The organism is Cellulosimicrobium sp. Marseille-Q8652 (genome assembly GCF_965112045.1).
This window is the reverse complement of record NZ_CBCOPS010000001.1, coordinates 170,058-191,544: the sequence shown is the minus strand read 5'-3', so window position 1 is coordinate 191,544 and position 21,487 is coordinate 170,058. Positions and strand designations below refer to the sequence as shown.

The 21,487-nt window shown below is 75.0% G+C and carries 17 protein-coding genes; 7 read left to right on the top strand and 10 right to left on the bottom strand.

Annotation, left to right across the window (positions count from 1 at the left end; translation table 11 throughout):
* Positions 1-101: 101 nt before the first annotated feature.
* Positions 102-1,595: a helix-turn-helix domain-containing protein gene (locus tag ACWPWV_RS00840; RefSeq protein ID WP_454041112.1), complete on the top strand. Its 1,494-nt coding sequence runs from the start codon at positions 102-104 to the stop codon at positions 1,593-1,595.
* A gap of 73 nt (positions 1,596-1,668) precedes the next feature.
* On the top strand, positions 1,669-2,229 hold the full coding sequence (locus ACWPWV_RS00835; RefSeq protein ID WP_454041111.1) for a DUF3060 domain-containing protein: 561 nt from the start codon (positions 1,669-1,671) through the stop codon (positions 2,227-2,229).
* A 47-nt stretch (positions 2,230-2,276) separates the two neighbouring features.
* On the opposite strand, the gene ACWPWV_RS00830 is transcribed toward ACWPWV_RS00835, so the two are convergent.
* The 7 genes from ACWPWV_RS00830 to ACWPWV_RS00800 all read right to left on the bottom strand — a co-directional run bounded on the left by ACWPWV_RS00830 (position 2,277) and on the right by ACWPWV_RS00800 (position 10,675).
* Entirely contained in the window at positions 2,277-3,995 is a 1,719-nt protein-coding gene (locus ACWPWV_RS00830; protein ID WP_454041110.1) for an alpha/beta hydrolase, read from the bottom strand.
* Positions 3,996-4,111: 116 nt separating this feature from the next.
* Positions 4,112-5,326 (bottom strand): acetyl-CoA C-acyltransferase, encoded by a 1,215-nt coding sequence (locus ACWPWV_RS00825; RefSeq protein WP_454041109.1) that lies wholly within the window; start codon positions 5,324-5,326, stop codon positions 4,112-4,114.
* Positions 5,327-5,416: 90 nt separating this feature from the next.
* Complete coding sequence (locus tag ACWPWV_RS00820) at positions 5,417-6,076, bottom strand: CoA transferase subunit B (RefSeq protein WP_454041108.1); 660 nt, start codon at positions 6,074-6,076, stop codon at positions 5,417-5,419.
* A 3-nt stretch (positions 6,077-6,079) separates the two neighbouring features.
* The gene (locus ACWPWV_RS00815) at positions 6,080-6,967 is read right to left on the bottom strand and encodes a CoA transferase subunit A (protein WP_454041107.1); all 888 of its coding nucleotides are present in this window, start codon (positions 6,965-6,967) and stop codon (positions 6,080-6,082) included.
* Positions 6,968-7,117: 150 nt separating this feature from the next.
* Positions 7,118-8,413 carry a Na+/H+ antiporter NhaA gene (gene nhaA, locus ACWPWV_RS00810; RefSeq protein WP_454041106.1) on the bottom strand — a complete coding sequence of 432 codons (1,296 nt, stop codon included), beginning with the start codon at positions 8,411-8,413 and terminating at the stop codon, positions 7,118-7,120.
* Between the two features lie 142 nt (positions 8,414-8,555).
* Positions 8,556-9,134, bottom strand: coding sequence for a DUF1697 domain-containing protein (locus ACWPWV_RS00805; protein WP_454041105.1), 579 nt, complete (start codon positions 9,132-9,134; stop codon positions 8,556-8,558).
* Positions 9,131-10,675, bottom strand: a complete 1,545-nt coding sequence (locus ACWPWV_RS00800) for an amidase (RefSeq protein WP_454041104.1) — start codon at positions 10,673-10,675, stop codon at positions 9,131-9,133. Before ACWPWV_RS00800 ends, ACWPWV_RS00805 begins: the two co-directional genes overlap by 4 nt.
* A 155-nt stretch (positions 10,676-10,830) precedes the next feature.
* Here ACWPWV_RS00800 and ACWPWV_RS00795 point away from each other — a divergent pair, with 155 nt between their 5' ends.
* Together ACWPWV_RS00795 and ACWPWV_RS00790 are read left to right on the top strand one after the other, a co-directional pair.
* Positions 10,831-12,408 (top strand): DHA2 family efflux MFS transporter permease subunit, encoded by a 1,578-nt coding sequence (locus ACWPWV_RS00795; RefSeq protein WP_454042781.1) that lies wholly within the window; start codon positions 10,831-10,833, stop codon positions 12,406-12,408.
* Between the two features lie 255 nt (positions 12,409-12,663).
* The gene (locus tag ACWPWV_RS00790; RefSeq protein ID WP_454041103.1) at positions 12,664-14,022 is read left to right on the top strand and encodes a PhoH family protein; all 1,359 of its coding nucleotides are present in this window, start codon (positions 12,664-12,666) and stop codon (positions 14,020-14,022) included.
* 66 nt (positions 14,023-14,088) lie between these two features.
* Here the strand turns inward: ACWPWV_RS00790 and ACWPWV_RS00785 are convergent, their stop codons facing one another.
* Positions 14,089-15,420, bottom strand: coding sequence for an FUSC family protein (locus tag ACWPWV_RS00785; protein WP_454041102.1), 1,332 nt, complete (start codon positions 15,418-15,420; stop codon positions 14,089-14,091).
* A 74-nt stretch (positions 15,421-15,494) separates the two neighbouring features.
* On the opposite strand from ACWPWV_RS00785, the gene ACWPWV_RS00780 reads away from it, so the two are divergent.
* A complete protein-coding gene (locus ACWPWV_RS00780) occupies positions 15,495-15,983 on the top strand; it encodes a MarR family winged helix-turn-helix transcriptional regulator (RefSeq protein WP_454041101.1) in 489 nt (162 codons plus the stop codon).
* 328 nt (positions 15,984-16,311) lie between these two features.
* The gene (locus tag ACWPWV_RS00775) at positions 16,312-17,706 is read left to right on the top strand and encodes an MFS transporter (RefSeq protein WP_454041100.1); all 1,395 of its coding nucleotides are present in this window, start codon (positions 16,312-16,314) and stop codon (positions 17,704-17,706) included.
* Positions 17,707-17,886: 180 nt separating this feature from the next.
* On the opposite strand, the gene ACWPWV_RS00770 is transcribed toward ACWPWV_RS00775, so the two are convergent.
* On the bottom strand, positions 17,887-19,326 hold the full coding sequence (locus ACWPWV_RS00770) for a class II fumarate hydratase (protein ID WP_454041099.1): 1,440 nt from the start codon (positions 19,324-19,326) through the stop codon (positions 17,887-17,889).
* Positions 19,327-19,391: 65 nt separating this feature from the next.
* Positions 19,392-20,060 (bottom strand): carbonic anhydrase, encoded by a 669-nt coding sequence (locus tag ACWPWV_RS00765; protein ID WP_454041098.1) that lies wholly within the window; start codon positions 20,058-20,060, stop codon positions 19,392-19,394.
* 125 nt (positions 20,061-20,185) lie between these two features.
* Here ACWPWV_RS00765 and ACWPWV_RS00760 point away from each other — a divergent pair, with 125 nt between their 5' ends.
* Complete coding sequence (locus tag ACWPWV_RS00760) at positions 20,186-21,478, top strand: extracellular solute-binding protein (protein WP_454041097.1); 1,293 nt, start codon at positions 20,186-20,188, stop codon at positions 21,476-21,478.
* Positions 21,479-21,487: the final 9 nt, after the last annotated feature.

The following is a 21,487-nucleotide window of genomic DNA, read 5'->3' as shown; positions in this document are numbered from 1 at the left end:
TCGACCTTCGTGCCTCCGCAAGCCCGTTCTCAAGCAGGATCGGGCAGAAGAATCCGCGTTCTTCCGTTGTGCGCAAGGAGTGGCGTGTGTCACCCTCAGTCATGGCAATCCCGACGACGCGACCGGCCGGAATCGCGGAACATGCGGAGATCCCGCTCGAGAGCGAGCCCGACGCCCTGACGATCGGCCGGCGCATCCGCCACCTGCGGACCGAGCGGGGCATGACGCTCGACGAGCTCGGCGCGGCGATCGGCCGCGCGCCGTCGCAGGTCTCGCTGCTCGAGAACGGCCGCCGCGAGCCGCGGTTCGCGCAGCTCCAGGCCGTCGCGCGCGCGCTCGGCGCGAGCCTCGACGACCTCCTCTCGGCCGAGCCGCCGTCACGGCGCGACGCGCTGGAGATCGAGCTCGAGCGCGCGCAGCGCGGCCCGCTCTTCGACGCGCTCGGCCTGCGCCCGGTGCGCGTCGGCAAGTCGCTGCCGACCGACGCGCTCGAGACGATCGTCGCGCTCCGGCGCGAGCTCGAGCGCCTCCACACCGAGCGCGCCGCGACCCCCGAGGAGGCCCGCCGCGCCAACGCCGAGCTGCGCGCGACCATGCGCGCGCAGGACAACTACTTCCCCGAGCTGGAGGACGCCGCGGCGGAGCTGCTCGGCGGTGTCGGCCACGCGGGAGGTCCCCTCCCGCAGCGCGTGGCGGCCGAGATCGCCGCCCACCTCGGGTTCACGCTGCACTACGTCGGCGACCTGCCGCACTCGACGCGGTCCGTCCTCGACCTGCGGCACCGGCGCGTCTACCTCCCGAGCAACGGCGTGCGCGGCCGGTCGAACGCGACGTCGGCGCTGCTGCAGGCCCTGGCGCCCCACGTCCTCGGCCACGCCGAGCCGGGCGACTACCGCGAGTTCCTGCGCCAGCGCGTCGAGGCCAACTACCTCGCGGCCGCGCTCCTCCTGCCGGAGCGGCACGCGGTCAAGGCGCTGCGGACCGCGAAGGAGGCGCGCGAGATCTCCATCGAGGACCTGCGCGACGCGTTCGCCGTGTCGTACGAGACGGCGGCGCACCGCTTCACGAACCTCGCGACCACGCACCTGGGGATCCCGGTGCACTTCATGAAGGTCCACGAGTCCGGCGTCATCCACAAGGCGTACGAGAACGACGGCGTCCGCTTCCCGGCCGACCCGCTCGGCGCCGTCGAGGGCCAGTACGTGTGCCGGAGCTGGACGGCGCGCACGGTGTTCTCCGTGGAGGACCGGCTCAGCCCGTTCAGCCAGTACACCGACACCCCGAGCGGCACGTACTGGTGCACGTCGCGCGTCCAGGGCTCCGCCGACGGCGAGTTCTCGGTGAGCGTCGGGGTGCCGTTCGCGCACGTGAAGTGGTTCCTGGGGCGCGACACCACCGAGCGTCTCGTGTCGCGCTGCCCCGACGGCGCGTGCTGCCGGCGCCCGCCCGACGCGCTGTCGGACCGGTGGTCCGGTCAGGCCTGGCCGAGCGCGCGGCCGCACGCGTCGATGCTCGCGGCGATGCCGGCGGGGGCGTTCCCCGGCGTCGACCAGACCGAGGTCTTCACCTTCCTCGAGCGTCACGCGCCGGCGTAGCGTGCCGGACGTCACCGCCCGCGGGAGGCGCTCCCGGTTGCCCGGTCCTCACCCCCTCCCGACGATGGAGGGCATGACCCCGCGCCGTCTCGCCGTCCTCGCCGTGCCCGCCGTCCTCGTCCTGGGCCTCGCCGCCTGCGGTGGCGACCCGGAGGACCCCGAGACGGTGACCGAGACGGTCACGGCGGACGCGGACGCCCCCACCGGCACGGACGGTGACGGCGGAGCGACCAGCGGGACCGCGGACGACGCGACGGACCGCCAGGTCTTCGCCGAGCACGGCGCGCGGGACGCCCGGATCGACTGCGCGGGCGGCGTGGTCGAGATCAGCGCCGACGGTGCCGACGTCGACGTGGTCGGCACCTGCTCGTCGGTGCTCCTCACCGGCCACGGCACCGAGGTGGACGTCGAGGCGAGCGACCTCGAGAGCCTCGAGATCTCCGGCAACGACGCGCGCGTCGACGTCGACGGTCACGTCGGGTCCCTCGTGGTGTCGGGGCACGGCGCCCGGGTCGACGTCGAGAGCGTGGGCTCCGTGCAGGTCAGCGGCAACGGGGCGCGCGTCGAGTACGCGAGCGGCCCGGCCCCGACGGTGGACGACAGCGGCGAGGGGACGAGCGTCGTCCAGGACTGACGCTCCGCAGGGTCGTCCAGGACCCGGCTCCGCAGACCGGTCCCCGCTCAGCCCGTGGAGCTCTCCGCGGGCGGGGCGCCCATCGCGACCTTGAGCCGCGCCGTGTCTGCGGCGGTCCAGCCGGCCGGCGCGTGCAGCGCCGCGAACCCGTCGGCGTACTCGAGGTGGTAGACGTGCCCGTGGCCGGGCGGGATGTCCGACGCCGCGGCGACGAACAGGTCCCCGGTGAGCTGCCAGAACGTGACGAACGGCCACCACCGGACGTCGCCCAGCACGTCGGGACCGCGGGGCTCGGCCAGCCAGTCCGGCTCGGACCAGAGCGTCTCGGGACCCCACCACGTCACGCCGTCGGACGCGTGCTGGAGGTAGACGACGCGCGGCTCGTCCCAGTCCGGGCCCGGACCCCACAGGTCGGCGACGCCGGTGGCGACGGGATCGCCCCAGCGCACCTGCCGCCCGCCGTCGACCACGGGCGCGTACTCGAGCGACCCCGGGTCGCGCGCGTCCGTGAGCCCGCGCCACAGCGGCGTGAAGCCGGGCGTCCCGGTGAACATCGCGCCGTCGCTGCGGGCCGCGACGTCCTGGACACCGCTGAACGCGCCCTGCATGCCGAACGACCCGAGCGAGATGCCGAACGCGAGGAGGCGGGGCCGGTCGTCCGTCGGGAGCTCCGACCACCGGCCGTACACGGCCTCGAACAGCGCCTTGCCCGCGGCGGGCGGCGTGGAGCGGTCGCCGACGAAGCTGATCCAGCTCGGCAGGTACGAGTACTGCATGGTCGCGATGGCGGTGTCCCCGCCGTGCATCAGCTCGAGCGCCTCGACCATGCCGGGGTCCACCCAGCCCGTGCCGGTCGTCGTCGCGACGACCAGCACGGAGCGGTCCCAGGCGTCCGTCCGGTCGAGCTCGGCGACGACCCGGGCCGCCGTGGCGTCCAGGTCACCGCCGGCGTCGACGCCGGCGTAGGCGCGGACCGGCTCGCGGACGTCCGCGGGGTCGACGACGTCGCCCGCCGCGGCGAAGGCGCGCAGGGCGTCGAGCGTCGGGCCCGCGGTGACGAACTTCCTGCCCTCGGCGCCGAGCGACTCCCAGGACTCCCCGGAGGCCGGCGACCCCGAACGCTCCGGCTCGCTCGGGGGCGCGAGGTCCGGGTCGACCTCGGCGTTGGCCGCGGCGTAGACGCCGTTGAGCGCGCTCAGCGCGCCCGACCAGACGACCCCGTTGAGCACCAGCACGGTGACCACGGCGACGATCGCACCGCTCGCGAACCGCGCGACCGGCACGGGGACCACGCGGCCGACGAGCACGCTCAGCCACCGCGCGACGCGACGCAGGCCGCGCGCCGCCTGCAGGACGAGGAGCGCGACGGCGAGCGCGACGAGGAGCGTCACGACCTCCTTGCCCGGGACGTCCTCCGTCATGCCGAACAGGTGCCGCAGCTCGATCTGGCGACGGGCGCCGAGGACCAGGGAGAGCGGCACGAGGACCGTCGTGGCGCCGGCGAGCAGCCACCACGCGACGCGGCTCGCGCGCGGCGTCCACCGGGCCCGCAGCCCGACCTTCACCGCGAACCACTCGACGAGCGCCCCGAGGCCGTAGCCGCCCACGGCGCTCACCCCGGAGATGACCGCCTGGTAGTACCAGGCGCGCGGGATGAGCGACGGCGTGAGCGACAGGCAGAACAGCGCCAGCGCGAGCACGAGCCCCGTCGCGGAGAAGCGCCGCAGCCAGCGGACGGTCGGGGCCGGGCGGGGCGCGGTCTGCACCTCGCGATCGTAGGGGCGCCGGGCGCGATCGGCCCGCGGGGCTGTCAGCGGCCCACCGGCGCAGGGGTGGGGGTGGGCCGCTGACAGGTCTGGGGGCGGCCGCGACGCGGCGCGGGTCAGGCCTCGAGGAGCAGCGCCTCGCCCTGCCCGCCGCCGCCGCACAGCCCGACGGCGGCGCGGCCGCCGCCGCGGCGCGCGAGCTCGTGCGCCGCGTGGACCGCGAGCCGGGCGCCCGACGCCCCGATGGGGTGCCCGAGCGAGATCCCGCCCCCGTGCACGTTGACGATCTCGGGGTCGACCCCGAGGACGCGCGTCGAGACGGCGACGACCGTCGCGAACGCCTCGTTGATCTCCACGAGGTCGAGGTCCGCGACGTCCCACCCGGCACGGTCGAGCGCCTGGCGGATCGCGCGCGCCGGCTGCGAGTGGAGCGAGGTGTCGGGTCCGGCGACCTGGCCCCACGTGCGCACGGTGGCGAGCACGGGCGCTCCCGCCGAGGCGGCCCGGGCACGCGTCGTCAGCACGAGCGCCGCCGCGCCGTCGGAGATCTGCGACGCGTTGCCGGCGGTGATGGTGCCCTCGGGGTCGAACGCCGGTCGCAGCCGGGACAGCCCGTCGACGGTCGTGTCCGGACGGACGCCCTCGTCCGCGCGCACCTCGACGGGATCGCCCCGCCGCTGCGGCACGCTCACGGGGGCGAGCTCGGCGTCGAACAGCCCGTCCTTCGACGCCGCCGCGGCGCGCTGGTGCGACGCGGCGGCGACGGCGTCCTGCTCGTCCCGGGACACGAAGACGTCGCCCGTGTTGGTCCGCTCGGTGGAGACGCCCATGGACGCCCGGTCGAACGCGTCCGTGAGCCCGTCGTGCGCGACCGCGTCGACGAGCGTCGCGTCCCCGAACGCGAACCCGGCGCGCGCCCCCGGCAGCAGGTGCGGCGCGTTCGTCATGGACTCCTGGCCGCCGACGAGCACGACCTCGGCCTCGCCGGACCGGATCAGCCGCGTCCCGTCGATCACCGCGGTGAGCCCCGACAGGCACACCTTGTTGACGGTCACCGCGGGGACCTCCCAGCCGACACCGGCCGCGGCGGCCGTCTGGCGCGCCGGGTTCTGCCCGGCGCCCGCCTGGAGCACCTGGCCCAGGACGACGGCGTCGACGGCGTCCGCACCCAGGCCGGAGCGCTCGACCGCGGCGCGAGCGGCGACGGCGCCGAGCTCGACCGCGCTCAGCGCCGCGAGCGAGCCCTTGAGGCGGCCCTGGGGCGTGCGGGCGGCGGAGACGATCACGACGTCCTCGGGGCGGGCGTCGGGGGAGTGGGACGTGGTGCTCACGGCTGGACCTCCTGGGGTGCGGACGGCTCTGTCTGCGCGGTCACCGGGGTGTGGCGCCGCTGCCTCCCACGCTACCTCCGGCGCGCGCGCTCACGTCACGGAGAGCGGCGCCGCGTCGAGCGCGACGGTGAGCTCCGGCTCGGTGGCCGCGCGCACGTCGTCGACGCCCACCCCGGGCGCGGTCTCGCGCAGCACGAGGCCGTCCGGCGTCACGTCGAGCACGGCGAGGTCGGTGATGACCCGGTGCACGACGCCCCGCCCGGTCAGCGGGAGCGAGCACGACCGCAGGATCTTCGGCGAGCCGTCGCGCGCGACGTGCTCCATGAGCACGATCACGCGGGCCGCCCCGTGCACGAGGTCCATCGCGCCCCCCGGGCCCTTGACCATCTTTCCGGGGATCATCCAGTTGGCGAGGTCCCCGGCCGCGGAGACCTGCATGCCGCCGAGGATCGCGGCGTCGATCTTCCCGCCGCGGATCATGCCGAAGCTCAGCGCGGAGTCGAAGAACGCCGCGCCGGGCAGGACGGTCACGGTCTCCTTGCCGGCGTTGATGAGGTCGGGGTCGACCTGGTCCTCGGTCGGGTACGGCCCCACGCCGAGGATCCCGTTCTCGGACTGGAGCACGAGGTGCCTGTCCGGCGGGACGTGGTTGGGCACGAGGGTCGGCAGGCCGATGCCGAGGTTGACGTACCAGCCGTCCTGCAGCTCGCGCGCCGCGCGCGCGGCCATCTCGTCACGGGTCAGCGGCATCTCTCAACCCTCCGTCGTGGGCGTGGGCGTGGGTGTGGACGTCTCGGTCGACGGGCGCACGGTGCGGCGCTCGATGCGCTTGGGGGCGTCGGGACCGACCTCGACGACGCGGTGCACGAACACCCCGGGCAGGTGGACGGCGTCGGGGTCGATGGCGCCGGGTTCCACGAGCTCCTCCACCTGGGCGACGCACACGCGGCCCGCCATGGCGGCGAGCGGGGAGAAGTTGCGGGCCGAGCGGTGGAACACGAGGTTGCCGTGCCGGTCGCCGCGCAGCGCGTGGACGAGCGCGAAGTCGGTCGTGATCGACTCCTCGAGCACGAACTCCGCCTCCTCGGCGGACGAGCCGTCCCGACCGCGCGGCCCCACGCCGAACGTGCGGACCTCCTTGGGGGCGCTCGCCTGCGCGACGCCGCCCGCGCCGTCGTACCGCTGCGGGAGGCCTCCCTCGGCGACCTGCGTACCGACGCCCGTGCGCGTCCAGAATCCCGCGATGCCCGCGCCCCCGGCGCGCAGCTTCTCCGCGAGAGTGCCCTGCGGCGTGAGCTCGAGCTCGAGCTCGCCCGAGAGGAACTGACGCTCGAACTCCTTGTTCTCGCCGACGTACGAGCTGGTCATCCTGCGGATGCGGCCCGCGGCGAGCAGGACGCCGAGCCCCCAGTCGTCGACGCCGCAGTTGTTGCTCACGACCCGCAGGTCGCGCGTGCCCTGCGCGAGCAGCGCCTCGATGAGCGCGACCGGGTTGCCGCACAGACCGAACCCGCCGACGGCCAGCGACGCGCCGTCGGGCACGTCCGCGACGGCCTCGGCGGCCGACGCGACGACCTTGTCCAGGCCGCGGCGTGGGGCGGCAGCGGGTGGTGGGGGAGCGGGTGGGCTCGTCAGGCTCATGGCGCGACCTCCTCGTCACGGCCGTCGCCCGGGGGTGGTGGACGACGGCGCACCGGCCGCGCGGCGACCGTGCCGCGCGGGATCTCGTGGGTCGATCATCCCGCGCCGCGCGGTGTCCGGGCGACCGGTGCCGCCGGGCGCGCCGGGCCGTCAGTGCTCGAGCCGGTCCTTCTCGTCGCCGATGAGGTCGGTGACCTCGTCGGGCAGGTCGTCGCGGTTCATGTCGTCGGAGCGTGCCTTGCGCGCGTCCCACCGCAGCGAGAACGCGGCGAGCACCGCGGCGATCGTCGAGGCGGCGAGGATCGCGATCTTCGCGCCGTCCGTGTGCTCGGCGTCGGGGAACGAGAGCTCGGCGATGAGGAGCGACACGGTGAAGCCGATCCCGGCGAGCAGCCCGACGGGCAGCAGGTCGCGCACCCCGATCCCGGCGGCGAGACGCAGCGGGGTGAAGCGCGTGACGAGCGCGGTGACCCCGAGGACGCCGACGAGCTTGCCGAGGACGAGGCCGAGCACGATGGCGAGCACGACGGGCTGGGCGAGGACCTCGGAGACCGGGGCCTCGCCGCCGACGATCGACACGCCGGCGGCGAAGAACGCGAAGAGGGGCAGGGCGATGCCCTGGGAGACCGGGCGGACCGTGCGCTCGAAGCGGTGCGTGCGCGACTCGCGCTCGCCGTGCACGACGAGCGCCGGGACCGCGAAGCCCAGGAGGACGCCCGCGATGGTCGCGTGGACACCCGACTCGTGCATGAACGCCCACGCCACGGCGGCGACGGGGAGCAGGAGCCACCAGTGCGTGCGCCGGGCGCGGACGAGCACGGCGTAGAGCGCGACGGCGACCAGCGACAGGCCCAGGAAGAGCCAGTCGAGGTCCTCCGTGTAGAAGATCGCGATGATGACGATCGCGAGCAGGTCGTCCACGACCGCGAGCGTGAGGAGGAACGTGCGGATCGCGACGGGCAGCCCGCGCCCGAACACCGCGAGCACGCCAAGGGCGAACGCGATGTCGGTCGCCGTCGGGATCGCCCACCCGTGCAGCGCGCTCCGGTCGCCGGTGACGAGCAGCACGACCACGAAGATCGCGGCCGGGACCGCCATGCCGCCGACGGCGGCGAGCATCGGGACCCCGGCCTGCTTCGGGTTGCGCAGGCTCCCGGCGACGAACTCCTGCTTGAGCTCGACGCCGACGACGAAGAAGAAGACCGCGAGCAGCCCGTCCGCCGCCCACGTCGCGAGCGTGAGGTCGAGGTGCAGCGGGGCCGAGGGCCCGAGGACGGCGTTCGCCAGCGTGAAGTACGCGTCGCGCCACGGGGAGTTGGCCCAGACGAGCGCGACGAGGGCGGCGCCGATGAGCAGCGCCCCTCCGGTCGTCTCGCGGCTGGCCCAGCGGCGCAGCGGGCCGGGGGCGGACGAGGAGGGCGCGGTGGCCGGGGACGCAGCGGTCATGGTTCTCCCGAGGAGGTCGGTGGCGGGTAGGTGACGCGAGGGGTCGCCGAACGCGTCGCCGACCAGACTTCCCGGCACACCGGGGACGATCCTACGCGGGGTGCCCGCGCGGCGCCCGCGCGCCCGCGAGCGACCGGGTGGGTCACGCGGGCGGTGTCGCGGTCTCGTCGCCGTCGGCCTCCCGCGTCAGTTCGAGCAGGCGCGTGACGGTGTTCCAGTTCCGGCCCGTCACGGGGGTCCCGGCGGCGCGCGAGAGCACGGTCGTGGTGAGCCGGGACCGGCCGACGCCGTCGGGGAACCGCGCGTAGAGCACGCCGTGCGCGACCGCGAGACTCTCGCGCCCGGCGTGCGACAGGTCGAGCCGGGCCACCCCCGCGGCGTCGACCGGCTTCTCGCCGACGAGCACGAGGAGGTGCGCGGGGTCCTCGCGCGCGGCCTCCGGCCAGGGGACGTCCGCGACGATCCGCTCGAGCTGCGCGGTGGTCAGCACGACGACGGTCGCGTCGACCCCGAGCTCCGCGGCGACGCCGTCGTGGACGAGGCGGGCCACGTCGCCGGCCGACCGCGCACCGGACGTGCCGGGTGCGACCACGAGGTTGCCGCTGTTCACGATCGTGCGCGGCGCGGCGAACCCCAGCTCGCCGGCGAGGGCGCGCAGCCGGGTCGAGGGGACCTTGCGACCGCCGACGTTCACGGCGAAGAGCAGCGCGGCGTAGCTCATGGCACGTCCGGGGGTCGGCGCCCGGACCAGGGGGCCACGTGCTCGAGGAGGGCGGCGAGCGACAGCAGGAGGGCGTCGTCGCCGTGGCCGGCGCCGAGCATGACGCCGACCGGCACGGTGCGGCTCACGCCGTCGGGGTCCTCGACCCGCGTCTCGCCCAGGGGCAGCGAGACCGCCGGACGCCCGGTCAGGTTGTACAGGCTCGTCCAGGGCGTGAACGCGGTCTGCGCCGCGAAGTCGGCGGCCGGGTCGTCGTCGAGGCGTTGCGTGCCGACGAGCGCGGGCGGCCGGGCGAGCGTCGGGGACACGACGACGTCGACGTCCGCCCACGCCCCGGCGACCTCGCGGGTGAGCGCCTGGACGCCGGCGAGCGCCGTGGCGTGCTCGAGGCCCGTGACCGCACGCCCGCGCTCGCGGAGCCAGCGCGTGAGCGGCACCAGGAGGTGCTCGCGGTCCGGCGGCACGGGCGCCTGGAGCGCCCCGACCGACCACAGCGCCGCGAACGCGTCCCAGCGCTCGGCGGGGAACGGGGGTGCGACCTCCACGACCTCGTGCCCCGCGGCCTCGAGGAGCGCCGCCGCCGCGCGCGCCGCGTCCGCGCACGCGGGGTGCACGCTCGCGTCCGCCGCGATGACGGGGTCGAGCAGCAGGCCGACGCGCAGGGGCCCCCGCAAAGCGGAGGGCCCGTCCGGCAGGGCGAGCGCCGCGACGAACGACCGCGGCGGGCCGTCCGCGCCGGTGAGGAGCTCGCGGGCGCGCGTGCCCGAGGGCGCGACGTCGCCGCCGGGGAACGTGTCGCCCGGCCACGGGCGCGCGAGCACGTCGAGGAAGGCCGCGGTGTCCCGCACGGACCGCGTGAGGACGCCGTGCGTGGCGAGCCCGGCGCCGTCGACCCCGTGCGGGCCCGGGCTCACACGGCCGCGCGAGGGCTTGAGCCCGACGAGGCCGCACGCGCTCGCGGGGATGCGCAGGGAACCTCCGCCGTCGCTGCCGTGCGCCACGGGCACGACGCGCCCCGCGACCGCGGCGGCCGCGCCGCCGCTCGACCCGCCTGCGGACCGGGCGAGGTCCCACGGCGTGCGCGCGGGCGGGCCGACGTCGGGCTCGGTGTAGCAGGGCAGACCGAGCTCGGGCGTCGAGGTCTTCCCCACGAGGACCGTCCCGGCGCCGCGCAGCAGCGTCACGACGCCGTCGTCGACGGGCGGCGTGAACGCGTCGACCGCGGCGGACCCCGCCCGCATCGGCACCCCGGCGACCATCGTGAGGTCCTTGACCGGGCAGGGCACCCCGAGGAAGGGCGGGAGCGTGCCGGGTTCGTCGACGGTCCCGTCGCGCCGGGCCGCGACGAGCACGGCCTCGGCCGCCCTCGCCTGCGCGTGCGAGCGCTCGGGGGCCAGCGTCGCGAAGGCACCGAGGGCCGCCCCGACGCCCGCGGCCGCCTCGACGGTGGCGGCGAGGACCTCGGTCGGCGACACGTCGCCCCTGCGCAGCGACACCGCGAGAGCGGTCGCGTCGAGGTCGTGCAGCTCGGGCAGGCCCATGCCGTCCGACGCTACCCGGGCGACCGGATCGCCACCGCGCGGGGACGCTCCTATGATCGCGTGTGCCCACTCCTCCCGCTGGAACCGGTCCGTCCGACCGTGCCACCGCCGCCGCGCCGGCCTCCGCCGAGCCGCCCGCGCCCCGGACCGGTGTCGTGCCCCTCGTGGACCTGCACGGCCGCACGGCCTGGAGCATCCTGCCGCCGCTGATCCTCGGCTTCTTCATGATCATGGTGGACACGACGATCGTGAACATCGCGGTGCCCACCCTGCAGCGCGAGCTCGACGCGAGCCTCGTCGCGGTGGGCTGGGTGAACAGCGCCTATCTGCTCTCGTACGCCGTGCTCCTGCTCCTCGCCGGGCGCCTCGGTGACCGGTACGGACCCAAGCCGGTGTTCGTCGCGGGGCTCGTGGTCTTCACGCTCGCCTCGGCGTGGTGCGGGCTGTCGGGGTCGATCGGGATGCTCATCGCCGCGCGGGTCGTCCAGGGCGTCGGCGCGGCCCTCATGACGCCGCAGACCATGGCGATGATCACGCGCGTCTTCCCGGCCACCCAGCGCGGCGCGGCCATGGGCCTGTGGGGCGCGACGGCCGGCGTCGCGACGATCGCCGGACCGCTGCTCGGCGGTGTGTTCGTCGAGACGTGGGGCTGGGAGTGGATCTTCTTCGTCAACGTCCCCGTGGGCGTCGTCGCGCTGTGGCTCGGGCTCACGCGCCTGCCGCAGCTCGCGACCAACAAGCGCACGTTCGACGTGCTGGGCGTGGTCCTGTCCGTCGTCGGGCTCTTCGCCGTCGTCTTCGGTCTCCAGGAGGGTGAGACGTACGACTGGGGCACCATCACCGGCTTCGTCACCGTCTGGGGCGTGATCGGGCTCGGGCTCGCGGTCCTCGTCGCGTTCGTCTGGTGGCAGCACCGGCTCGGCGACGCGGCCCTCCTGCCGCTGAAGCTGTTCCGCTCGCGCACCTTCTCGCTCGCGAACCTCGCGGGCATGTCCGTGTCGTTCGCGATGATCGGGATCTTCTTCCCCCTGACGATCTTCCTGCAGTCGATCCTCGGGCTGTCGCCGCTGCACGCGGCGCTGGTCAACCTGCCCGGCTCGCTCGTGTCCGGGATCGTCGCGCCGCTCGCGGGACGCCTCTCGGACCGCGTGCCCCCCAAGTGGGTCGTCGCGACGGGGTTCGCCGTCCTCGCGGTGTCCGTCGCGTGGCTCGCCGCCGTCGTGGCGCCGGGGGTGTCCGTGGCGGCGATCATCGCGCCGATGACGCTGTTCGGCATCGGGACCGGCTGCGTGTTCTCCCCGCTCGCGAACCTCGCGACGTCGGGCCTGGACGCGCGCACGGCGGGCGCCGGCGCGGGCGCCTTCAACACGACGCGCCAGGTGGGCGGCGTGATCGGGTCGGCGGCGATCGTCGCGACGCTCACCGCGCGCCTCGCGGTGACCCTGCCCGACGCCGCGCGGGACGCCGCGGCGTCGTTGCCCGAGGCGGTGCGGCAGCCGTTCCTCGACGGTTTCGCGAGCGCCGGGACCTCGCTCCAGGGCGGGGCGGGCGCGCCGGAGCTCCCGGCGGGAGTGCCCGACGACGTCGCGCGCCAGGTCGGGGAGGCCGCCACCACGGCCTTCCACGCCGGTTTCGCGACGGCGGCCGGGCAGACGCTGGCCGTCACGGCCGTGGTGCTCGTGGCGGGGCTCGCGTGCGCGCTGGTCATGCCGCGCCGGCACGTCGAGCACTGACGCGGCGGCTGACGTGAACGCCGGGTTAAACCTCGACGACACGTGCGCCCAGGGCTGGTGATCCGAATCACACGGGCGTAGTTTCGACAGGGACGGACGGCACCATCGCCGTCCTCCGGGAGGCCAGCCGATGGGGTTCACGCTCCGCTCAGGAGGGCCGGCACCGGCACTGCTGAGCCGCACCCACGGCCCGGAAGCCGGTCGCCTGCCACACCCTGGAAGAGCACGGCGTTCGCGCGCCGGAGGGGAGCCCTCGTGGTCCACACCTCACCCACCCCCGGTCCAGCCCCGGACGACGACGGACGCCGGACGTTCGTCGTCGACACCTCGGTCCTGCTGAGCGACCCGCGCGCCATCGGGCGGTTCGCCGAGCACGACGTCGTCCTCCCGGTCGTCGTCATCACGGAGCTCGAGGCCAAGCGGCACCACGCCGAGCTCGGGTACTTCGCCCGCAGCGCGCTGCGCATGCTCGACGAGCTCCGGGTCAAGCACGGCCGCCTCGACGCGCCGATCCCCGTCGGTGACGTCGGCGGCACGCTGCGCGTCGAGCTCAACCACACGGATCCCACGGTCCTGCCGGCCGGGTTCCGCCTGGGCGACAACGACACGCGCATCCTGTCCGTGGCGGCGAATCTCGCGACGGAGGGCCACGACGTCACGGTCGTGTCCAAGGACCTGCCGATGCGCGTCAAGGCGTCGGCCGTCGGGCTGCGGGCCGAGGAGTACCGCGCGGAGCTCGCCGTCGACTCCGGCTGGACCGGGATGAGCGAGATCTCGTTCACCGACGAGGAGACCGCGTCCCTGTGGGAGCACGAGTCCGTCGAGATCGCGGGCCTCGACCCCGCGGTCGTCGAGGCGGCCGGGCCCCTGCACTGCCACACGGGGCTCGTCGTGCACTCGCCGCGCGGGTCGGCGCTCGGCCGGGTCACGGCCGACAAGCACGTGCAGCTCGTGCGCGGCGACCGCGACCTGTTCGGGCTCCACGGGCGCTCCGCCGAGCAGCGGGTCGCGATCGACCTGCTCCTCGACGACAGCATCGGGATCCTCTCGCTCGGCGGCCGTGCCGGGACGGGCAAGTCGGCGCTCGCGCTGTGCGCCGGGCTGGAGGCCGTCATGGAGCGCCGGCAGCACCGCAAGGTCATGGTGTTCCGGCCGCTCTACGCCGTGGGCGGCCAGGAGCTCGGGTACCTGCCCGGCTCCGAGGCCGAGAAGATGAACCCCTGGGCGCAGGCGGTGTACGACACCCTCGGCGCGCTCGTGTCCCCGCAGGTCCTCGACGAGGTCGTCGACCGCGAGATGCTCGAGGTCCTGCCCCTCACGCACATCCGCGGCCGGTCGCTCCACGACGCGTTCGTCATCGTGGACGAGGCCCAGTCCCTCGAGCGCAACGTGCTCCTCACGGTGCTGTCGCGGATCGGGCAGTCGTCGCGCGTGGTCCTCACCCACGACGTCGCGCAGCGCGACAACCTGCGCGTCGGGCGGCACGACGGCGTCGCCGCGGTCATCGAGGCGCTCAAGGGCCACCCGCTCTTCGCGCACGTGACGCTCACGCGGTCCGAGCGGTCGCCCGTCGCGGCCCTCGTCACGGAGATGCTGGAGTCGATCGAGGTCTGACGACGTGCGGTGGAGCTCCGGTCGGGGCTCCACCGCGCGGACCGGGTGCTCCCGCGCGGACCGGCTCTACCTCGCGGGTTGCCGGGCGTGCACGAGCACGACCGCGAGCACGCCGACGACGGCTCCGACGACCGTGTCCAGGGCGCGGTCGAGCGCGAGCGACGAGGGGTTCGCGGGGTGCGCGAGGGATGTCATGAGCAGCGCCATCGGCGTGATGGTGAGCATCGCGAGGCCGTAGTGGCGGCCGACGACCACCTCCGTGACGGTCTGGAGGACCACCACGACGGCGGCCGTCGCCCAGAACCCGAGGTGGGCGGCGAGCAGCGGCCACGCGAGCAGCGCCCCGACGACCGTCCCGGCACCGCGCTGCACCGCGCGCACGACCGCGTGCCGGTCGGAGTCGCCCTGGAGCACCGCGGTCGACCCCATGGTCGCCCAGGCCGCGTGGCCGAGGCCGGCGAGCGACGCGACACCACCGGCGACGACGCCCGCGACGGCGACGCGCGCCGTGGGCAGACGCCAGCGGCCGGAGAGGTTCCGCCGCGCCTGTGCACGCAGCGTGGTCCGCCGCACGACGGGCGCGTCCGGGGTGCCCGCTCCGACCGTGCCGATCTCGTCGAGCGTCCGCTCCACGAGGTCGAGCTCCGTCGAGAGCCCGAGCGCCGCCGCTCGGGGGAGCCGCCACGACAGGTCGTCGGCGAGCACCTCGCGGGCCCGGGCGACGGCGCGGCGAGCGGCGTCGGAGCCGGCCGCCGCGTCGGAGGCGGGCCCTGCCGTCGCGTCGGAGGACGCGGCGGCGGCGCGCGTCGCGTCGAGGGCCCGTCGCACGGCGAGCCGTGCCGGGCCGGACGGCCGGACGACGGCACCGACCGTGCACACGACCCAGGCGAGCAGCGCACCCAGCGCGGCGGCGACGGCACGCGGCCCGACGTCCCCGAGACCGGGCGCTCCCGCGAGCCCGGCGCCGCCGGCGAAGACGACGATCGTCGCCCCGGGCGGCCCGGTGCGCAGGAGCGCGCACAGCGCCGTCGTGCCCGCGCCCAGGGCGGCGACGCCCGCGAGCAGGACGACCGCAGGGACCGCGAGCGCGGCGAGCGCCGTGAAGACCGCGACGGTCGCGGTCATCACGACGCCGACGCCCGCGAGGAGCGACGCGCGCCGCCGATACGGGTCGTACCGGCCGTAGAGGGACGTGAGGGCGCCGAGCGACGCGAACGCGGCGACGTCCGTGCGGCCGAGCAGGCCGGGCACGGCGAGCGCGAGGGCGACGGCCGCGCCGCAGCGCAGCGCCGCGGCAACCGTCGCGTCCGCGGGGCTCGCGCGCAGCGCCGCAGAGAGATGGGACGGGTCCAGGACGGTCCGTGCGGCGCCGCGGACGGGAGCGAGGGAGAGGGGCATCGCGACCAGGCTATCGATGGTTCACGGGTGTTTCACCAGCGAAAGACTGTGAGCCTCGCCCTATCCTGGACACCGTGGACTACGTCGAGCGCGTGCGGGAGCAGTGGGCCGAGCAGCTGCCCGAGGTGGACACGTCGGTCGCCGACGTGACCGCCCGGCTGCGCCGCGTCGCCGGACTTCTCGACGCGCAGATCGACGCGGCGCTCGACGAGCGGGAGGTGTCCCGTCCCGAGCTGGACGTGCTCACGGCGCTGCGCCGTTCGGGCCGGCCCCTGCGCGCCGGGGAGGTGACGACCCTGACCGGCGCCCCCGGTGCCTCGATCACCAAGCGGCTCGACCGCCTCGAGCGCGCGGGCCTCGTGGCCCGCACGGTGCCCGAGCGCGACCGCAGGGGTGTCGTCGTCGAGCTCACCGACGCGGGCCGGGCGCTCGTCGACGACGTGTTCCCGCGCCAGCTCGCCCTCGAGGAGCGGGCCCTCGCGAGCCTGTCCGACGACGACCGCGTCGCCCTCGCGGCGCTCCTCGCCACGGTCCTGCGGCGGCTCGACCCGACGGAGCACTGACCCGTCCGCGGCCGTGTGCCGTCGGTCACGATCGCGCCGGTTCGCGCCGGGTCCCGGCGAGGCGCGGACGCGCGTGCGTTACGGTGGCACGTCTGTCCGACCCCGCGGTTGGAGCGGCCGGGTGCCCGCGCAGTGCGCAGGGCGAGACCGGTCCGGGCTGGAAACCCCATGATCTCCCTCCCGCGCACGAAGGTCGCTCATGTCCTCACGTCTCGCTGCACCCTCTCCCTCCGCCTCCGACCCGGGCGTCCCGCCGCGGTCGGACGCCGCGTCCCCGGCGCCGCCGGCGCGACGCGGCTCGCGCGGGGCTCGCCGATGGTGGGTCCTCGTGGTCCTCGCCCTCACCCAGCTCCTCGTCGTGCTCGACGGCACGATCGTCAGCATCGCGCTGCCGCAAGCCCAGGCCGAGCTCGGGCTGAGCGACGCCCAGCGTCAGTGGGTCGTCACCGCGTACGCCCTCGCGTTCGGCGCGCTGCTCCTCCTCGGCGGCCGGATCGCCGACTACTGGGGCCGCAAGCGCACGTTCCTGCTCGGCATGGCCGGGTTCGGCGTCGCGTCGCTCCTCGCGGGCTTCGCGCCGACGGGCGCCGCCCTCATCGCGACCCGCGGTCTCCAGGGTGCGTTCGCCGCGCTCCTCGCGCCGGCCGCGCTCGCGCTGCTCACCGTCTCGTTCCCGAGCGGGAAGGAGCGCAACACCGCGTTCGCGGTCTTCGGGTCGGTCGCGGGGGTCGGTGCCGCCGTCGGTCTCGTGCTCGGCGGGCTCCTCACGGAGCTCGCCGACTGGCGCTGGTGCCTGTGGGTCAACGTGCCGGTCACGGTCGCCGGCCTCGTCGCGGCAGCGCTGCTCGTCCGGGAGAGCCGTGCGGACGGCGACAACCGCTACGACGTCGTCGGCACGGTCCTCGTCGTCCTGGGCCTCGGCGCCCTCGTCTACGGGCTCACCCTGGCCGAGCACTCCTGGACGTCGCCCTCGACCGTCGCGTGCCTCGCCGCCGGGACGGTTCTGCTCGCCGCCTTCGTCGTCGTCGAGTCGCGCGTGTCCCAGCCGCTCCTGCCCCTGCGGATCGTGCGCGACCCCGTCCGGGCCGGCGCGTTCCTCCTCCAGGCGATCGTCGGCACGCTCATGATCGGCGCCCTGCTCTACCTGTCCTTCCACCTGCAGGTCGTCATGGGCCTCCCGCCGCTGCGCGCGGGCCTGGGGTCCGTGCCGATGACGCTCGTCATCCTCGTCCTCGCGCCGGTCGTCACGACGGTCCTGCTGCCCCGCGTCGGCCCGCGACCGCTCATGATCGCGGGCCCGCTCGTCGCCGCGGCAGGCCTGCTCCTGCTCAGCCGGGTCACGGTCGACGGCTCGTACGTCGCCGAGGTCCTGCCGTCACAGCTCGTGCTCGGCGTCGGGCTCGCGCTCGTCCTCGTCCCGCTCCAGAACGTCGCGCTCGCCGGCGTCGCCGCGCACGACGCCGGCGCCGCGAGCGCGACCGTCAACGCGGCCATGCAGGTCGGCGGCTCGATCGGCCTGTCCGTCTTCACGACGATCTACGCCGCCGCCCTGCCGGCGTCGGTCGCACCGACCCCGGCCGACCTCGTCGACGGCTACTCGGCCGTCTTCACCGCCGCGGCCGTCACCATGGCGCTCGGTGCCGTCGTGGCGTTCGCCCTGGTCCGCGGCTCGAAGGACCGCCTCCTCCCGTCGGGCAACCACCAGCCCGCCCACCTCGGCTGAGCACGCCGCCCGGCCCGCAGAGACCTGCGCCGAGCGGTGAGGCGCCAGGAGAACGCGACCACCATCGGACGGCGTCCAGGCGGTCTGCGTCCCGACCCAAGGTGACGTGACGGAAGGCCGGGTGGGGTGGGGGACCCCACCCGACCACCCGGGTGAGGCGGAGACGTCCTCGACGCGAGGTCAGCCCTGCGGCGGCCGCGTCATCGACAGCACGTCCAGCGCCTCGTCCAGCTGCGCCTCGGTGACCTCGCCGCGCTCGACGAAGCCGAGGTCGACCACGGCCTGGCGCACGGTGAGGCCCTCCTTGACGGAGTGCTTCGCGACCTTCGCCGCCGCCTCGTACCCGATGACGCGGTTGAGCGGCGTGACGATCGACGGCGACGACTCGGCGAACGCGCGCGCCTTCTCGACGTTGGCCGTGATGCCCGCGACGGTCCGGTCCGCGAGGACCCGGGACGCGTTCGCGAGCAGGCGGACCGACTCGAGCACGCCCTGGGCGATCACGGGGATCTGCACGTTGAGCTCGAAGCTGCCGGACGCCCCGGCCCAGGCGACGGTCGCGTCGTTGCCGATGACGCGCGCCGCGACCATGAGCACGGCCTCGGGCACCACCGGGTTGACCTTGCCGGGCATGATCGAGCTGCCCGGCTGCAGGTCCGGGATGAAGATCTCGCCGAGCCCCGTGTTGGGCCCGGAGCCCATCCAGCGGAGGTCGTTGCAGATCTTCGTGAGCGAGACGGCGATCGTGCGCAGCGCGCCCGACAGCTCGACGAGACCGTCGCGCGCGGACTGCGCCTCGAAGTGGTCGCGCGCCTCGGTGAGCGGCAGGCCGGTGTCCTCGACGAGGAGGGCGATCACGCGCTGCGGGAAGCCGGCGGGCGTGTTGATGCCCGTGCCGACGGCCGTGCCGCCGAGCGGCACCTCGGCGGCGCGGGGGAGCGCGGCGAGGAGCCGCTCGACGCCGTAGCGGACGGCCGCGGCGTACCCGCCGAACTCCTGACCGAGCGTCACGGGCGTCGCGTCCATGAGGTGCGTGCGACCGGACTTGACGACCGTCGCGAACTCCCTGGCCTTGGCCTCGAGCTCGCCCGCGAGGTGCTCGAGCGCGGGCACGAGGTCGCGGACGACGCCCGCGGTGGCCGCGACGTGCACCGACGTCGGGAAGACGTCGTTGGACGACTGCGACGCGTTGACGTGGTCGTTCGGGTGCACGTCGCGGCCGAGCGAGCGGGTCGCGAGCGTCGCGAGGACCTCGTTGGTGTTCATGTTCGACGACGTCCCGGAACCGGTCTGGAAGACGTCGACCGGGAAGTGCTCGTCGTGGGCGCCGGACGCCACCTCGTCGGCGGCCGCGACGATCGCCGCGGCGACGTCCTCGTCGAGGACGCCGAGCTCGGCGTTCGCGCGTGCGGCGGCCTTCTTCACGCGGGCCAGGGCCTCGATGTGCCCCCGCTCGAGCGGGGTCCCGGAGATGGGGAAGTTCTCCACGGCGCGCTGGGTCTGCGCGCGGTAGAGGGCGCGTGCGGGGACGCGCACCTCGCCCATCGTGTCGTGCTCGATGCGGTACGCGGTCGTGGCGTCGCCGGCGACGCCGCCGAGGGCCTCGGGGGATGCAGTCATGGGACCATCCTGCCGCACCCGCGCGGACCGTCGGCAGGCCGCGTGAGCGACGTCACGCCGGCCGGTCAGACGTCGGCGCGAGGCAGCTCGCCGACGTCGCCCACCACGTCCACCAGGCGCGCGCGCCCCTCGGTGAAGTCGTACTCGACGCCGACGATCGCGCACCGGCCCTCGGCGACCGCGGCGGCCAGCCCGGCCGAGTAGGAGTGCAGCATGTCGACCGTGTTCCGCACGTGCTCGCGGCGCAGGACGTCGGGGTCGATGCTCTCCAGGGACCCTCCGCCGGCGCTCGTGATCTTCGCGATCGACGGGATGACCCGGTCGACGACGGCACGGACGAAGCCGTCCGCCTGGGCCCCGGTCGTCAGGGTGGTCACGGCGGCGCCCACCGCGCCGCACGAGTCGTGCCCGAGGACCACGACGAGCGGCGCGGACAGGATGTCCACGCCGTACTCGATCGACCCCAGCACCGTGGTGTCCACGACGTGCCCCGCCGTCCGCACCACGAACATGTCCCCGAGGCCCTGGTCGAAGACGATCTCGGCCGCGACGCGGGAGTCCGAGCACCCGAAGAGGACGGTGTGGGGGTGCTGCGCCGCGGACGTCTCCCGGCGTCGGTCGGCCCCCTGCGACGGGTGCATCGGCGCGTCGGCGACGAACCGGTCGTTGCCGGCGCGCAGGGTCGCCCAGGCCTCGGCGGGGGTCAGGAGCTGCTGGTCCGCGGAAGTGCTCATGCGCCCATGATGACCCACGGCGACGACGCAGGTGAGGGGCGTTCACGTGGCGAACCGCGGGGCTGGGGTGTAGCCATGTGGAGGAGCAGCACCACATCTCGACCTCGCGACGAAGGGAGCCCGACGTGCGCCGACGCACCCGACCGCTCGCCGCCCTCGCCGCCCTGGCGGTGCTCGCACCGCTCGCGGCGTGCGGACCGGGCGACGAGGGGACACCGGTCCTCACGTGGTACATCAACCCGGACGCGGGGGGCCAGGCCGAGATCGCGGCGTCGTGCACCGAGGAGGCCGACGGCGCCTACCGGATCGAGACCGAGCTCCTCCCGCGCGACGCCGCGGCGCAGCGCGAGCAGCTCGCGCGTCGTCTCGCCGCGAAGGACTCCTCGATCGACCTCATGAGCCTCGATCCCGTGTTCATCGCCGAGTTCGCCGAGGCCGACTTCCTCGCCCCGGTTCCCGACGACGTCGCGGACGCGACGACGCAGGACGTGGTGCAGGGCGCGATCGACGCGTCGACGTGGAAGGACGAGCTCGTCGCGGTCCCGTTCTGGGCGAACACGCAGCTGCTCTGGTACCGCAAGTCGGTCGCGGAGGCGGCCGGCCTGGACATGAGCGGGCCGGTCACGTGGGACCAGATCATCGAGGCCGCGCAGGACCAGGACGCGCTGCTCGCCGTGCAGGGTGCCAAGGCCGAGTCGCTCACCGTCTGGATCAACGCGCTCGTCGCGGGGGCCGGCGGGAAGATCCTCGAGAACCCCGAGGCGCCGCCGGAGGACATCCAGCTCGGGCTCGAGTCGGAGGCGGGGACCGAGGCGGCCCGGATCATCGGCGACATCGGGACCTCGGGCGTCGGCGGGCCGGGCCTGCCGAGCGAGGACGAGCCGGCCTCGCTGACCCTCTTCCAGGGGGACCGCGGGTCGTTCATGGTCAACTGGCCGTTCGTCTGGTCGTCCACCCAGGGCGCCGTCAAGGCCGGGTCGCTCGACCAGGGCCTGCTCGACGACATCGGCTGGGCGCTGTACCCGCAGACGGTCGAGGGCGAGGACGCCCGGCCCCCGTACGGCGGGATCAGCCTGGGCGTCGGGGCGTTCGGCGCGCACACCGACCTCGCGTACCAGGCGACGGAGTGCATCGTCAGCCCCGAGAACCAGGCCGAGTACTTCGTCACGAACGGCAACCCCGCGGCCAGCATCGAGGCCTACGAGGACCCGGACGTCCAGGAGGCGTTCCCGATGTACGACGTGATCCGGGACTCGCTCGACCAGGCGGCGCCGCGGCCGCAGACCCCGTTCTACAACGAGGTGTCGACGGGCCTGCAGCAGACCTGGTACGCGCCGGCCGACGTCGATCCCGAGACGACGCCGCAGGAGTCCACCGAGTTCATCACCGCCGTCCTGCGAGGGGAGCGACTGCTGTGAGCACCACGA